General features: G+C 44.6%; 15 protein-coding genes. 9 read left to right on the top strand and 6 right to left on the bottom strand.

Annotated features, from left to right (window positions below; all coding sequences use genetic code 11):
- Window positions 1-66 precede the first annotated feature (66 nt).
- Window positions 67-609, top strand: a complete 543-nt coding sequence (locus tag ACR3I3_RS07845) for a PGF-CTERM sorting domain-containing protein (protein ID WP_440951710.1) — start codon at window positions 67-69, stop codon at window positions 607-609.
- Between the two features lie 104 nt (window positions 610-713).
- On the opposite strand, the gene ACR3I3_RS07850 is transcribed toward ACR3I3_RS07845, so the two are convergent.
- Window positions 714-1,760: a lysylphosphatidylglycerol synthase transmembrane domain-containing protein gene (locus ACR3I3_RS07850; RefSeq protein ID WP_440951711.1), complete on the bottom strand. Its 1,047-nt coding sequence runs from the start codon at window positions 1,758-1,760 to the stop codon at window positions 714-716.
- Between the two features lie 281 nt (window positions 1,761-2,041).
- Between ACR3I3_RS07850 and ACR3I3_RS07855 the strand changes: the two genes are divergently transcribed.
- Together ACR3I3_RS07855 and ACR3I3_RS07860 are read left to right on the top strand one after the other, a co-directional pair.
- The gene (locus ACR3I3_RS07855) at window positions 2,042-2,563 is read left to right on the top strand and encodes a hypothetical protein (protein ID WP_440951712.1); all 522 of its coding nucleotides are present in this window, start codon (window positions 2,042-2,044) and stop codon (window positions 2,561-2,563) included.
- A 166-nt stretch (window positions 2,564-2,729) separates the two neighbouring features.
- On the top strand, window positions 2,730-3,596 hold the full coding sequence (locus tag ACR3I3_RS07860; protein WP_440951713.1) for a mechanosensitive ion channel family protein: 867 nt from the start codon (window positions 2,730-2,732) through the stop codon (window positions 3,594-3,596).
- A 4-nt stretch (window positions 3,597-3,600) separates the two neighbouring features.
- Here the strand turns inward: ACR3I3_RS07860 and ACR3I3_RS07865 are convergent, their stop codons facing one another.
- Window positions 3,601-3,840, bottom strand: a complete 240-nt coding sequence (locus ACR3I3_RS07865) for a hypothetical protein (protein ID WP_440951714.1) — start codon at window positions 3,838-3,840, stop codon at window positions 3,601-3,603.
- A 164-nt stretch (window positions 3,841-4,004) separates the two neighbouring features.
- On the opposite strand from ACR3I3_RS07865, the gene ACR3I3_RS07870 reads away from it, so the two are divergent.
- From ACR3I3_RS07870 to ACR3I3_RS07885, 4 genes are all read left to right on the top strand, one after another.
- The gene (locus ACR3I3_RS07870; protein WP_440951715.1) at window positions 4,005-6,536 is read left to right on the top strand and encodes a bifunctional aconitate hydratase 2/2-methylisocitrate dehydratase; all 2,532 of its coding nucleotides are present in this window, start codon (window positions 4,005-4,007) and stop codon (window positions 6,534-6,536) included.
- Window positions 6,537-6,765: 229 nt separating this feature from the next.
- Window positions 6,766-7,137: a VOC family protein gene (locus ACR3I3_RS07875; protein WP_440951716.1), complete on the top strand. Its 372-nt coding sequence runs from the start codon at window positions 6,766-6,768 to the stop codon at window positions 7,135-7,137.
- Window positions 7,138-7,229: 92 nt separating this feature from the next.
- Window positions 7,230-8,954: a 2-oxoacid:acceptor oxidoreductase subunit alpha gene (locus tag ACR3I3_RS07880; RefSeq protein WP_440951717.1), complete on the top strand. Its 1,725-nt coding sequence runs from the start codon at window positions 7,230-7,232 to the stop codon at window positions 8,952-8,954.
- Between the two features lies 1 nt (window position 8,955).
- Entirely contained in the window at window positions 8,956-9,816 is an 861-nt protein-coding gene (locus ACR3I3_RS07885; RefSeq protein WP_440951718.1) for a 2-oxoacid:ferredoxin oxidoreductase subunit beta, read from the top strand.
- A gap of 65 nt (window positions 9,817-9,881) precedes the next feature.
- Here the strand turns inward: ACR3I3_RS07885 and ACR3I3_RS07890 are convergent, their stop codons facing one another.
- Together ACR3I3_RS07890 and ACR3I3_RS07895 are read right to left on the bottom strand one after the other, a co-directional pair.
- Window positions 9,882-10,538: a LysE family transporter gene (locus ACR3I3_RS07890; RefSeq protein WP_440951719.1), complete on the bottom strand. Its 657-nt coding sequence runs from the start codon at window positions 10,536-10,538 to the stop codon at window positions 9,882-9,884.
- Window positions 10,539-10,637: 99 nt separating this feature from the next.
- Window positions 10,638-11,462, bottom strand: a complete 825-nt coding sequence (locus ACR3I3_RS07895) for a hypothetical protein (protein ID WP_440951720.1) — start codon at window positions 11,460-11,462, stop codon at window positions 10,638-10,640.
- Between the two features lie 113 nt (window positions 11,463-11,575).
- Between ACR3I3_RS07895 and ACR3I3_RS07900 the strand changes: the two genes are divergently transcribed.
- Together ACR3I3_RS07900 and ACR3I3_RS07905 are read left to right on the top strand one after the other, a co-directional pair.
- The gene (locus ACR3I3_RS07900) at window positions 11,576-11,707 is read left to right on the top strand and encodes a hypothetical protein (RefSeq protein ID WP_440951721.1); all 132 of its coding nucleotides are present in this window, start codon (window positions 11,576-11,578) and stop codon (window positions 11,705-11,707) included.
- 149 nt (window positions 11,708-11,856) lie between these two features.
- Window positions 11,857-12,183, top strand: a complete 327-nt coding sequence (locus ACR3I3_RS07905) for a carboxymuconolactone decarboxylase family protein (protein WP_440951722.1) — start codon at window positions 11,857-11,859, stop codon at window positions 12,181-12,183.
- A gap of 95 nt (window positions 12,184-12,278) precedes the next feature.
- Here the strand turns inward: ACR3I3_RS07905 and ACR3I3_RS07910 are convergent, their stop codons facing one another.
- Window positions 12,279-12,539 (bottom strand): YegP family protein, encoded by a 261-nt coding sequence (locus ACR3I3_RS07910; RefSeq protein WP_440953771.1) that lies wholly within the window; start codon window positions 12,537-12,539, stop codon window positions 12,279-12,281.
- A 121-nt stretch (window positions 12,540-12,660) separates the two neighbouring features.
- A complete protein-coding gene (locus ACR3I3_RS07915) occupies window positions 12,661-15,318 on the bottom strand; it encodes a cation-translocating P-type ATPase (RefSeq protein ID WP_440951723.1) in 2,658 nt (885 codons plus the stop codon).
- Between the last annotated feature and the right edge of the window lie 13 nt (window positions 15,319-15,331).

A 15,331-nucleotide genomic window follows, 5' to 3' on the forward strand; every position in this document is an offset into this window, starting at 1 on the left:
CCATGTTAATAACACTTAAGTAACTGACAACCAACATATTAGTAATTAGTAAAATGGGGTGCTTATATGAGATCTAAACTAATTGTTGTATTGCTCTTAGCAGTGATATTGTTGGCAGGACCATCCGTGGTTTCAGCGAAATCCAGCTTTTTGTCATCTTTTAATCAGTACTATGATACTGAGGACTCAAGACTTGATTCCTGTGCGGTATGTCACACTGGTCCAAATGGAGGATCCCTAAATCCCTATGGAAGGGCATATTCAGAAAGTGGAAGAAATTATGCATCAATTGAAACTCGTGACTCGGATATGGATGGATTTAGCAATCTGGAGGAGATCGATGCCCTGACCTTTCCGGGAAATGCCAATGATCAGCCAGAACCTGCCTCTGAAGTTGTTCCTGAAACGGTCGACAATGCAACCGGGACACCAGTTGATGAGATAACAGATGATCAAAGCATGGATGGGTCAATTGTCGATGAAGTTCAGGAAGGAACAATTACTGAAGTGAACGACAGTGGTACAACAACTGAACAGGAGTCCCCGGGTTTTGGAGCCATTCTTGCATTTGTCGGTGTGATGGCAGTAGTTTGTATGAAAAGAAGATGATAATGTACCATCACTGAAATGAAACTAAAATACTAAATTCCAAATTATTAATGTGCATGCCTGGCAGGCATTTGATGCTACTACAAAGCCAGGTCATGATCTTTTTAAATTGAACGATCATTTGAATGCTGAAGATAAGCTGCCAGTGGGAATCCAACCAATGTTGGTAACCAGAATGAGAACATCCTATAGACAAGGATGACCACGACCATAATGGAAGACTGAACACCAAGTCCACTATAAAGCGCAGCCATGGTACCCTCCACAACCCCAACACCGCCGGGGATAAGAAAAGCCATCTTTCCAAAAAGTAAGGGTAGGCCATATCCGGTCAATAGTACGCCGGGACTTACACTGTGACCGGTTGCAACAAATAGGAAATAAAGGGTCATCATATCAAAACCAGTATTGATGACAGCACCTGCTGCTGGACCACGCCATCCTCCATTGCGTAACAGATCTATAGAATCAAACATCTTAGAGATGGTTTCTTCAGTATTATGCGGAGTGTAAGGTCTATGGATCAGCCTGGAAAGGTGACTTGCAGATCCAATTGATATGGAAATGAACTTCTGACGATGACCATATCCCCATATGAAAAGACCTGCACATAGTCCCATGACCAGGAGTATGGCAGTGAAGGTGATCAATTGCAGGTTCGAAAGTTGATGCACAATAAGCAAGTGTATCATGCCGAAGATAGATAAAATAAATAAGACCACATTGTTGTAAAACGAAGGCAGTGTCCCTGCCAGACCTGCACCCTCTTTACGAATGCCTTTTTTTTGCATCCACTTATAGGTGGCTGCTGCATTACCAACCATACCGCCAGCTATGAGACCAATGCTGGAAGCTGCAAGTGTTATGATAACACCCCATATTATCGGCAAACGTTGACCAGTGATAGCAACTGTTTCCTTAAGCAAATAGCCACTGCCAAAGTAACTAATGATCTGGGCACCTACAGCAGTGAGTACGGCCCATAGTATCATTGTGCGGATAACATGAACTGAATTTTCCAGAGTCGTGAACTGGGGCAGGATAATATGCACTGCTAAACCAAGTAATACAAGCTGTAGAAGATATCGACCTGCCTGAATTTTCAGCTTTGGTACCGAAGACCGGAAAGAATTGTTCTTTGTTTTATTCATTATAAGTAATCCTTTCAGGAATTGCGTTCATTATCAAAGCGCATGGATAGATAGTCCTTAACAGTTTTTATTTATATGGATACAGTTTTAATAGATACTTTTGATGATGAAGTACATCAGGAAATACGCTCTATCTAAAAATTGAGAGATTTTAATACAAGTATTTTTTGGCTATGATTTATCAAGAGATCTCCAATTGAATAATTCTTATTTTGTTATTTGCATAGTTTTATATCTTCGACTTTCTTATGTTTAATGGGGATTATTTTTGGAGGTATATTATGGAAAAAGTACTTGAAGAGATTCGGCAAGACGTAGACAGACTGGCAGAAAAGACAGGCGAAGATGCAAAATTGATAAATGAAAAGCTTAAGGGTAAGCTTAGTTCCTTCGCTACAGATGTTAAGTCTATAGATCTCAAGAGTGATATCAAAGAACTTGAGGTAAAGATAGATGAACTGGTTGACAGGACAGGTAATTCTGCAAAATTGCTTGCTTCCGAGGTAAAACAGGAATTTGCCACTATAACTGAAAGGATAGCGCTTCAAAAACATATAGACAATGTAAGCAAAGATCTCGATGAGCTTGCAGAAAAGACCGGAAACGAAGCATCGAAGCTAGGAATGAAAATAAAAGAAGAGATGATATCTCTATCAGATTCGATCAGATCAATAGACGTTAAGGAAGAGGTCGAGGAGATAATCTCCAAGGTTGAAAAGCTTGTAGATGCCACCGGGGAGGGTGCAAAAAAACTGGCGGTTGAGATCAATGAAGATATCAACAACCTCTTGAAAAAGATTTGAAATTTGTTAAATTGGATTGACACAAGCGTTCCGGTTGTGGTATATCTCAGGGAAAGACTCTTATTAAAAAATATGTACAAAATTCATACTGGTACTTGAGCTTACTTTGTATTATGTGCTGAATAAGTCGAGAAATGTTAATTAATCATTGACAATGTGATCACAGATGGCCGGTAATATTTTGGTAGGTAGTGTACCAGTAGAACATCTTTTTATTTTTATACTGATTTTAATAGTCACTATTTTTTTGGCTATTCTAATTTATGCTCTCATTAGAAGATTCCTGGATAATAGAATATCGGAAAATCAATCCAAAATAATAGCTATAGTTTTCCAGTATTCAGTTATAACTATTGGTTTGTATTATGGAGTCTATCACATACTTAAATTAGATATTACCGCTTTAGCTGCATCATTCGGAATTGTAGGTATTGCCGTTACTTTTGCTTCACAAGACGTGATACAAAATCTTATTGCAGGTATACTAATTATTACACAAAGACCAATTCGAATTGGAGATTGGATTGAGATCGGTGGAAGTCCTGAAACTGAAGTTAGTAAAGTAAAAGAGATTAAATTGACAAGTACTACTTTGAGAAACGCTAATGGAAGAATTATATACCTGCCTAATTCGTTTATACTTTCATCCAGAATCATAAATTATACAAAGTCCGGAATTCTGGAAATACCTTTGCAGTTGGCAATTCCTTATAAATCTGATTACAGTAAGATCAAGTCGATCATAATAGAAATTGCGTATGAGAATAAAAGAATACTGCCAGTTAATTTATCACAAAAAGAAGAGATTGCTACATACAGTCTATCAAATTTGTCCAATATCATGGGGTTAGTTGAAGACAAGACCGATCTAAACAGATTCCCACCCAGAATTCTATTTAGCAACATATCTGGTGGCAGTGTTATACTCGACATAAGGCTGTGGATAAAAGAAATCGAAACAAAAGATGAAATCGTAAACGAATTTTTAGAAGCACTGATTGAAAGATTAAAAGAAGAAAATATTGAACTGTAACAACTTAGGATTCTGTAGGGATCATTGAAATTGAAAGTTTTTGAATACCTTTGGAATTATTAATTGCATATGCAAATGCAATTGGGTCTGGATAATCCGGAGGGGTCGCATGGATAGATGTGGTCGTAGTAACTTTTTCTGCAAGGGATATGAGTTGACTTTCAGTTTTGATATCTAACAACCCATTGATGTCAAGTGAGAAGTCCTGATAGTTGTACTTCCGTCTTCGACTTTGCTCATTCACTTAAGCACAGCCGTCCGTTGCTCCGTTAATGTCATATATAGCAAACACGGATTATCAGCATCACATTTCAGGCAATAATATGCTTTTTTTCAGGGCAACCATACATTGAAAAGCTATACAGTTGCCAATGCAGCCGAAAACGCATTTTCTCATGGAGGAAAAAGATGATCGAAGCTTATCTAAAACATGAAGAGGAGAGGAACGCTCAGGGAATCCCTGCACTTCCTCTGGATCCGGAACAGACTTCTGAACTTTGTGAATTGTTACAGAATCCTCCCGCAGACCAGGAGGAGTTCCTGCTCAACCTGTTCACGGAACGTATCTCCCCTGGTGTGGACCCGGCTGCAAAGGTCAAGGCGGATTTCCTTGGCAAGATACTCTCAGGAGATGTTTCTTCACCTCTCATAGACAAGAAGGAAGCCATCAGGATCCTTGGGACAATGATCGGTGGCTACAATGTCAGTTACCTTATCGAAGCCCTCAAGGATGGCGAAGTGGCAGACGATGCTGCTGTTGCGCTTTTAGGCATAACACTGGTCTATGAGGCCTTTGACGAGGTAGTTGAACTCTCAAAGACAAATGAAGCTGCCAAAAAGGTCCTTGAGAGCTGGGCCAATGCAGAATGGTTCACAAGCAGGCCAGGTATCCCTGAGACCATTACTGTAAAGGTGTTCAAGGTCGATGGCGAGATAAACACCGACGACTTCTCCCCTGCAAGTGCTGCATGGAGCCGTCCTGACATACCCCTCCATGCACTGGCAATGGGTAACACCCGCTTCCCCGGTGGCATCGAGGAGATGGCAGAGTGGCGTGAGAAAGGACATGAGGTTGCCTTTGTCGCCGATGTGGTGGGAACAGGTTCTTCCCGTAAGTCCGCCTGCAACAGTGTGCTCTGGCACATCGGTCAGGATATCCCATACGTTCCTAACAAGCGCCGTGGCTGCGTGATCATCGGAACCGCAATAGCTCCTATCTTCTTCAACACAGCCGAGGACTCAGGTGCACTGCCTCTGCAAATGGATGTAAGCAACCTTCAGAAAGGCGACATCATCACCATCAACACTGTAAAGGGTGAGGTCACAGATGAGAACGGCAATGTCCTTTCCACTTTTGACCTCAAGCCTAACACACTGGCAGATGAGTACCGTGCCGGTGGCCGTATCCCTCTCATTATCGGCAGGTCCCTGACCGCTCAGGCTCGTGAGGCACTTGGCCTGCCTGAGACTGACATATTCACAAAGCCCGACAATCCTGTACCGAAACCCGGACAGGGCTATTCCCTTGCACAGAAGATCGTTGGTCGTGCATGTGGCGTGGAAGGTATCCTGCCAGGCACCGCCTGTGAGCCGGTAATGGCCACAGTCGGTTCCCAGGACACCACCGGCCCTATGACCGCCGATGAGCTCACAGAGCTTGCCTGCCTCAGGTTCCAGGCCCCGATGTTCATGCAGTCATTCTGTCACACAGCAGCCTACCCCAAGCCTGCAGATGTGAAGATGCACAAATCACTTCCAAATTTCGTTTCCGAGCGTGCAGGTGTTGCCCTGAAACCCGGTGACGGTGTCATCCACAGCTGGCTCAACCGCCTGCTAGTCCCGGACACAGTTGGTACCGGTGGCGATTCCCATACCAGGTTCCCTATAGGCATATCATTCCCGGCAGGTTCCGGTCTGGTAGCCTTCGCAGGAGCTCTTGGATTCATGCCTCTTGATATGCCGGAATCCGTGCTTGTACGTTTCAGCGGCAAGCTCAATCCTGGCATCACACTGCGTGATGTGGTCAATGCTATCCCATACTATGCTATCAAGCAGGGTCTGATGACCGTTCCTAAGAAGAACAAGATCAATATTTTCAACGGTCGCATCCTTGAGATCGAAGGACTTCCAGACCTCACCGCCGAGCAGGCATTCGAGCTTACTGATTCCGCTGCAGAGCGCTCAGCCGCAGCAGGTTGTATCCAGCTCAGTGAGGAGTCTGTATCCACTTTCCTGCGCTCCAATCTCGCATTGATGAAGAAGATGATCAAGGACGGCTACAGCGATGCAGAGACGCTCCAGAAGCGTATAGAAGCTGTCGAGGAGTGGCTGGCAGATCCAAAACTGCTCAAGGCCGATCCGAACGCGGAGTACGCAGCGGTCATAGAGATCGACCTTGCGGATATCAAAGAGCCTATCCTTGCATGCCCCAACGATCCTGATGATGTCAGGCTGCTTTCCGAGGTAGCAGGAACAGAGATCCAGGATGTCTTCATCGGCTCGTGCATGACCAACATCGGACACTTCCGTGCTGCAGCCGAGATCTGGCGTGACCAGAAGTTCAACTCTGATGTCCGTACCTGGATATGCCCGCCTACAAGGATGGACCAGGCACAGCTTAAGGAAGAATCCCTATTCTCCATATACAGTCAGGTAGGTGCGCGTATAGAGATCGCAGGATGCTCACTATGCATGGGTAACCAGGCCCGTGTACCGGATGACGCCACAGTGTTCTCCACCAGCACCCGTAACTTCGACAACCGTATGGGTGACGGAGCCCAGGTCTACCTTGGTTCAGCAGAGCTTGGAGCTGTCACCTCCAACCTTGGCAGGATACCAACTGTCGAGGAGTACATGGAAGTCTACAGGGAGAAGATCGAGCCGAAACAGGCCGAGATCTACAGGTATCTCCAGTTCGATGAAATGGAAGAATACCAGTAATAAGCACTGTCGAATTACCTTTGGAACTAAGTGCGTAACTTCAGAGTTCATTTAGCAATATGGGCGTACCTCGCCCATTCTTTACCTTTTTTCCTTAATCCTGCAAGCATCCACCGGATCAGAACAGGATGATCGATGAGTCGGTTTGATGGATCCGATCTAGATCTTAAATCTCTACCCAAAACTTAAATCAGTTCAATGGCATATTTAAATCGGGAGTGATAATTGTATGCCAACGATTGCACATTTTGATCTGCCTGCTGATGATCCTGAGCGGGCAAAGAAGTTCTACAGTGAACTATTTGACTGGAAGATCGAAAAAGTTGAAGGTCCTTTTGAATATTATTTCATCGAGACCACAGACCTTGAAGGCAATCCCGGACTTGGCGGGGGAATGGGACAACGTGGCAGTCCTGAACAGAGGATCACCAATTTTGTAGGGGTAACCTCTGTGGATGAGTATTGCGACCGCGTGAAAGAACTCGGAGGGACGGTGTTACAGACGAAGATGCCTGTCCCGGGTTGGGGATATCTTGCAGTTTGTATTGACACCGAAGGAAACACCTTCGGGCTATGGGAAGTTAACGAGAATGCAAAGTAAGGTTATCTATCAGGACCGTTCTGATACGGTTTGATCTTATCCGATCGGACCGGCTCTGCTTGGACATGTTTTTGAATCACGGGGGATACAAAATGAGTACAGATCTTGTAATAAGGGTAGGTGGAGCTGCAGGTCAGGGCTTGCAGACCATTGGTGTCGCACTTGCAAAGACCTTCAAGAAAAGCGGTTTCAACGTTTTTGCCACCCAGTTCTATCTTTCGAGGGTAAGGGGCGGACATAACACGTTCCAGGTACGTGTGAGCGATGAACCGATAAGGGCGATGACCGAGAAGGTGGACATCCTCATAGCTCTTGATGAGGAGTCCATTGAGGAACAGATCGAGGAGATGTCCGATGGTGTCATTATATTTGATAACGATGTCATTAAGATCGATAATACGGAAGGCCTTTTTTTCCACGTACCCATGCTTAAGATCGCAAAGGATGTCTGCGGTAACAAGATCTATTCCAATTCCGTTGCAAGTGGTGCTGCCCTTGGCCTGATGTGCTTTGAGTTCGATTACCTTGCAAAGGTCCTTACTGAGACATTCAAAAAGAAAGGCGATGAGATCATTGAGAATAACATCAAAGCAGCACGTGCAGGTTATGATTACGTGAAGGAGAACTTCACTTCAGGCTGTAAGTTCTCTGTTAGTGAACCTTCAGAAGATGATGGGAGGATGCTTATTGCAGGCAACGATGCCGTCGGACTTGGGGCACTTGCCGCCGGCGTACAGTTCCTGGCAGCGTACCCTATGACACCGTCCACAGGTGTCATGACCTACGTGGCTGCAAACGCTGATGACTTTAATGTTGTTGTCGAGCAGGCGGAAGATGAGATCGCTGCCCTGAACATGGTTCTTGGTGCTTCCTTTGCCGGTGCAAGGGCAATGACCACGACCTCTGGCGGTGGTTTTTCCCTCATGGCAGAAGCCCTTGGGCTCGCCGGTATGACAGAAACTCCTGCTGTAATATTCCTCTCCCAGCGTCCGGGTCCTGCTACCGGCCTCCCTACCATGACCGAGCAGGGTGACCTCCAGTTCGTACTGACCGCAGCACAGGGTGAGTTCCCTCGATGCGTGCTGGCTCCGGGGACGCCTGAAGACTGCTTCTACCTGACAGCTGAAGCGTTTAACATTGCTGACAAATACCAGATCCCGGTCTTTGTCATGAGCGACCAGTATCTTGCGGATTCCCTTTTCACATGCAAGAGGTTCGATCCATCAAAGGTCACTATTGAGAGGCATCTCATGACCGATGAGGAACTGGCCGAAAATGGTGAATACAAACGCTATGAACTGAACTCCACGGGAATCTCCCCCCGTGCAATTCCCGGCCAGGCAGGAGTGCTGGTGGCGGCTGACAGCGATGAGCACAATGAGTACGGTCATATAGACCAGACAATCGAGAACCGCATTCTCATGAACGAAAAGAGGATGAAAAAGCTCGATCTTCTGAGAACGGATATGGAAGGGCCGCATATCTATGGTCCAAAAGATGCACAAATAACTCTTGTGGGATGGGGTTCCACATACGGTCCCCTCATGGAGGTTGTGAATGACCTTATCAGTGAAGGCCATTCGGTGAACCATGTTCACTTCACTCAAGTTTTCCCCCTGCCTGTGGAAGCTGTAAAGAAAGTTCTTGGCAATGCCGGGACCATCGTATGTGTGGAGAACAATGCAACCGGGCAATTTGCAAGACTGCTTGAATGCGAGACCGGGGTGCATTTTTTTGAAAAGGTCCTTAGGTCGGATGGTAAGCCTTACAGTCCGGAATCCATAATACGTGCCCTGAGGGAAAAGGAGGTGATCTGATATGGTGAGTGTGGAGGATTACGGTGAATTCGAGACTGAATGGTGTCCCGGTTGCGGAAACTTTATGATACTCAAGGCTGTCAAGCGTGCCCTTGCAGAACTTGGGAGGTCACCTGATGAAGTTTTGATCACATCGGGTATCGGACAGTCAAGCAAATTGCCACATTACCTGAAATGCAATCTTTTCAACGGGCTTCATGGAAGGTCGCTGCCCCCGGCAATTGGTGCTAAGGTCGCCAATCATGAGCTGACGGTGCTTGCAGTTACAGGGGATGGTGACTGCTATGGTGAAGGTGGGAATCATTTCATACATAATGTCAGGAGAAATCCCGACATTACACTGATAGTTCATGACAACCAGATATATGGACTTACCAAAGGACAGGCTTCGCCTACAAGTGAAATTGGAATGAAGACAAAGGTGCAGACTCACGGCGTGTTCAACACCCCGCTGAACCCGCTTTCCCTTGCGATCTCCCTTGACTGCTCATTTGTAAGCAGGGGTTTTGCAGGTGATGTACCTCATCTTACCGAACTTATCAAGAAGGCCATCCAGCACAAGGGTTTCTCTCTTGTGGACGTCCTCCAGCCATGTGTTTCATTCAATAAGCTCAACACTTTCAGCTGGTACTCGGAAAGGGTCTACAGGATGGAAGAAGAGGACGAAGATTATGATCTGGCTGACAGGATGAAGGCCTTTGAAAAGGTTCAGGAGTGGGGAGAAAGAATACCTCTCGGTGTCTTCTACGTCAATGAGAAACCGACGTTCGAGGATCATCTTGATGTATTGAGATCAGGACCTTTGGTCTGCAATAAAGCTGATCCAAAGAAGGTTGGTGAGCTTCTTGACAGGTTCATCTGAACTTTCTTTTTTCCATTATTATCCCATTTTATTTCATCATTCTCTCATTTTTTCGTTTATTTTCATCAGATCAATGTGGAAATGTTGTTGTAGTTGAATATGAAAAATATCCCGAATATCATCATGAGGATCCCGCAGAAATACAGTACTTTTTTGTGGTTTCTTCTGGATATGAAATCCTTACCTTTTGCCGTTGATAATGATACTGTAAGAAGGTAGCCGAAGTCTGCGATCCAGTGGCCTGCCATAAAGGCTACTATGGCAATTGTACCTACAAGATATTCCTGAAGTATTATGGCACTTCCTGCTGTGAGCCACCAGAGCACATATGTGGGGTTTAGTACAGAGGTAAGTATCCCTGCAAGGAAAGGACTTTTCGCGATCCTGGTATTCCTGGCAGCTCCGGCTATGTCCATTGTGGAGATATCCTTTGCACTTTTTAAGATCAACAGTCCAAACAATATCATTATGATGCCGCCAATAATGGACATGTATGTAATAGTGCTACTTCCGATAAGGGAAGAGATTCCTCCTATTATCAGTAGTATCAGGGTGAGTTCTACTATTGAATGTCCGATGAACACAAAAGGTCCACTACGCCAGCCTTTTTCAAGTGATATACCTACTGTGGCGAGCATCATAGGTCCGGGGACAAGTGCAGCGGAAATGCCAATTGTAAATCCCAGGACAAGTGGTTTGATAAGTTCGATCATGATTCTCATTGACCAGATTATAGGGGCCATTTATAAAAGCATGTGTATAAATATTTGATGGCGCAGCATTCTGAAAAAATTAAATTGATTAGCTATATTTAGATAAAGTCAAGATCTATATCCGACCAGAGATCGGTACAGTCCGATCCCTGCTGCAATACACCAGAGTACAGGCCAGGATCTCGTGTAATCGGTATCTGCCAAAATAAAACCTATTGCAGTTGCCAGGAATATGGCCATACAGGCTTTCACTCTTATCGCTTCAAGAGGCTCACCGGTCCTGTCACCTTTGCTCTGTGGTCTTTTTGAACCAAGGAGTGTAGGAAGGAAGAGCAGGAGCATAGAAAGAAGAGCCACAGCTTTAACTAAGGAGATGTCTGTAATTGGAATTCCGGTTCCACGGACTATAATATACAGGGTTCCGGATATTGCAAGTGCAGACAGTATCAGACTTATCCTGTCGGTTGCAGATATCCTGCTGTCAATGAAAAGAGAGGCAGATGTGATTATTCCAAAGAACCAGGTTATCTCGAAGGACAGGTACATACCGAGCAGCAAGGAGGTCAGGCTGTCAAGGATTCCTGCTTTTGACCCGGTAGAGCGGTTAACTATACGTGATATTAGGAGTAGCCAGTACATTGCGAGCAATGGGTTCATTCCGAAAAAGATCACTGGGACAAGCGAAAGGATCACAGGAACAAAGGCTGCAGTCTCATGGTCAGGGTCCACCTCTCTTGAGATCGCCCAGACCAGAAATACAGTGATCCCTGCTTTTGTTCCATATATTATCGAAGTAATAGAGGGACCATTGAGACTGAAGTGGAACAATGAAGTTACAATTATTACAATCAGACCTGTCAATAAGATAAGCCGGTTGGTAGGATAATTAGGGTCCAGTGGGCGATTGATGGATGTTATCCTGTATATGTCCATAAGTAACATGTAACGTTCTTAAATTTTAAAGTTTTCAATGAAAGGCATGATAGATCGATATCAAAATCAAATGCCACCATTTTATATAGTTTGGACTTCAAAATAGCCATCCTATGGCAATGTCTAAGAAGGATTTGGCAAGGAAAAGCGGAAAGAAGAAAGATAAACTTAATGAGCTTGAAGAGAAAGCAGCTTCCGGTGATGGATCTGCTAAGAAGAAGCTTGCAAAAATGAAAAAGAAATAATATCGATCATCTCTTTTTCAATTTTTAATTCTTTTTATATGGGATTTCAACATTATTTGAAGCGTTGCTTTTAAGTCCTCTTATCATCCATTCTTATTCGGAGTGAGATATCGTCGCTCTATCGTAACTAAAGGTAGGTTTGGATTAAAATGAGGATGCTGGAAGAATTTTTCCCGGAGTTTACTGAAAAACTGGATGAGATCGATGAATTATATTCTGAAATGAGGACAATCGATGAGAAGACATATCAGTTCATCTGCTTTGCACTTTCCATCAAAGCAAGGTCAAAGCCCTGTGTTCTCAAGCATTTCAAAGGCGCTCTTGAGGCTGGTGCCACTGTTAAGGAACTGTCCTACATCTTTGCTCTCACAATGAGGGAAGCAGCAGGTGCCGATGACTGCTGGACACATGATGTCATCGGGGACTGGAGGGAGATCCTTAAAGGGAATGTCTCATGCAGTTGTTGTGATGAATGAAAACAATATATTTTTATTGGGTTCTGCAGGTCGAAAATAAAAAGTAAGAAGGTTCAGGATTTGAAGGAAACAATCCTTATATAGGGAATGAGAACTTACTTTTCCTCAGAGGGTGTTTCGATCTCAATGATCTCTGCATCCGCTGCATTCTTTTTGATTGATTGTATGCCGTTCATACAGGCTGCTTTTGTCGAATAGCTCTGACCGGTTGCTATGATCTCCCCATTCCTTGCTTTGAGCCTGAACCTGTATTTTCCACTTTTATCTGCATATATCTCAAATTTTAAGATGTTCTCACCTTTCCTATCAAATAATCTATTTATGATGATATGAGGAACAGCAGTAGAAATATCAATTTACTCCCTTAAATTTTTTAAGGGCGATACCTTAAATAGTTTTTGTATGAAATATATCTGGAAGAACTATTAGTGAAAGGTCCCTGGTGTAAGGTCATCATTCTTTCATGAATAGGATCATTTATTTCCCTGATAATTTCCTTTTTTTGACATATTTTTCCAGCTCTATCAGGAAGAATACCGAGCTTGAGGTAAGTGTAATTATTATCCAGTCCATAGTCTCAAGGGGGCTTGTCCTGAGAATTGTGTTCATCACCGGGTTGTATGTTATGAACAACTGAAGGGAAACGACCAGTGCTATCCCTGCCAGCATGAACTTATTCGAGAAAAGGTCTCCGAATACATTCTCATGAATTGACTTGCAGTTGAAGAGATAGAATATCTCAAAGAAGACTATTGTGTTGAGAGCAATTGTCTGTGCAGTGTTGTTATCCCTGCCGTTCTGCATCATCTCAAAGAAATACAACAGGAAAGTGGCTGTAACTATCAATAATGCCACTGTGACTATCCTTTGCTTTATAACCGGCAGGAGAATTGGTTCATTTGGAGGCCTTGGCGGTCTGCTAAGTAGCTTCTTTTCCATAGGCTCAAGTGTGATAGGAACCCCAAGTCCCAATGCTGTTACTGTGTTTATCCAGAGGATGTGCAGTGGTAGCAACGGCGGATTCTTAAGTCCGAGGATAAAGGCTGCCAGAACTGCCAGTCCTTCTGCAGCATTTGTCGGCAGTGTCCAGAGTATGACCTTCTGTATCTTGCTGTAGACGTTCCTTCCTTCTTCCACTGCATTTACAATTGATGCAAAGTTATCATCGGCAAGCACCATGTCCGATGCATCCTTTGCAACCTCGGTGCCGGTCTTTCCCATGGCGACACCAATGTCTGCGTTCTCGAGTGCAGGTGCATCGTTGATACCATCACCTGTCACCGCCACGATCTCTCCCTGCTGTTTAAGCAGTCCCACGATCCTTGATTTGTCTTCAGGAGAAGTTCTGGCAAACACAGATACCGTTTTCAGTGCTTCAGATAGTTGCTCATCTGACATCTGCTGTATATCTTTTCCTGATAATGCACCATTGGTACGTATCCCAAGCTGTCTTGCGATAGTGTGTCCGGTAAGGACGTGATCTCCGGTGATCATTATCACCCTGATTCCCGCATTATTGCATTTGAAGATGGATGCTTTCACTTCTTCCCTTGGTGGATCGATCATTCCCTGAAGTCCGAGGAATATAAGGTCATTTACATCCTCTTCGTCAATATCAGCCTTTCCTTGCCCCATTTTCCGGTAAGCTGTTGCAATTACCCTAAGACCTTCTGATGCCATGTTCTCAGCAGCTTCAAGGAATGTATCCGGGTCGATCTGTAAGAGCTCTTTTCCATTGAATTGGTGACTGCACATTTCGATAAGCTTTTCCGGGGATCCCTTCACATAGGTCCAGGTATTACCGTCTTCGTCCTGATGCAAGGTTGCCATGTACCTTTCTTCGGATTCAAAAGGTATGGTATCAACTCTTTGCATGTAGAATTTCCCGGCCTTGGCAGCGGATACAAGAAGTGCTCCTTCGGTGGGATCACCATCGATGCCTCCTTCTTCCTTCAGGTATGCATCATTACAGAGTGCTCCTGTCCTGAGAGTTTCCATAAGTGCCGGATGTCCGGTCGGATCGATCTTTTTTCCTTCAAGTTCGAACTCCCCTTCTGTGATATAACCAACACCTGTTACATCGAACATTCCTTCCAGAGTGAATATCCTCCTGACCGTCATCTCGTTCCTTGTAAGCGTACCGGTCTTGTCAGAGCAGATCACGGTTGCCGATCCTAGACTTTCCACAGACGGCATTGTCCTGATTATGGCGTTTTGGGAAGCCATCCTTTTTATTCCGAATGCGAGGCAAATGGTAATGAGAGCAGGTAATCCTTCCGGAATGGCTGCAACTGCAAGGCTCACGGAGGCAAAGAATATGTCCAGATTATCAAATCCTCTGAGCTTCCCGATAATAAAGGTGAATATTGCAAGACCTAAGATGACAATGGCAAGTGTTTTTCCCAGACGGTCTATGGTCCTGACAAGAGGCGTGGAGATCTTTTCCGTTTTCCGGATAAGTTCAGATATTTTCCCTATCTCACTTTCAGGGCCAGTAGCCACTACTACTCCGAGACCCCTTCCCTGTGTGACCAGCGTACCTCCAAAGGCGATGTTCTTCTGTTCAGCTATGGGAAGATTCTTGGTCTCGATGGGATCGATGATCTTCTCAACAGCCGTGGATTCTCCGGTGAGCATGGATTCATCGATCCGCAGGTTCTTCACATACATCAATCGCATGTCGGCTGGTATCCTGTTCCCGGATTCCAGAAGTACGATATCACCTGCAACAAGTTCCCTGCTGTGTATTATCATTCTTTTCCCGTCCCTTAGGATACTGGTCTCGGGAACCATCATCTTTGCAAGGGATTCAAGGGCATTTTCAGCGTTTCTTTCCTGAATGAATCCAATGACAGCATTTGCAAGGACAACACCAAGGATGACAGCCATGTCTGCGTATTCTTCCAGAATGAATGTGACAATAGAAGCAGCAAGAAGAACATATATGAGGGGGCTCGCGAACTGTCTTGCAAATCGGTGAAGTGGATTTTCTTTTTTCTTCATCTCAACTTCATTGAAGCCGTATTTCGAAAGACGAATTTGTGCTTCCTCATCTGTGATCCCATCTTTATCGGTGTCCAGTAATGTAAGAACTTCATCCACAGGCACACGATGCCATTTGATCTCCCCACTCATAGCTAATTATGTG

It is taken from the genome of Methanococcoides mangrovi (assembly GCF_052057775.1).
In the GTDB taxonomy this organism is placed as follows: Archaea; Halobacteriota; Methanosarcinia; order Methanosarcinales; family Methanosarcinaceae; genus Methanococcoides.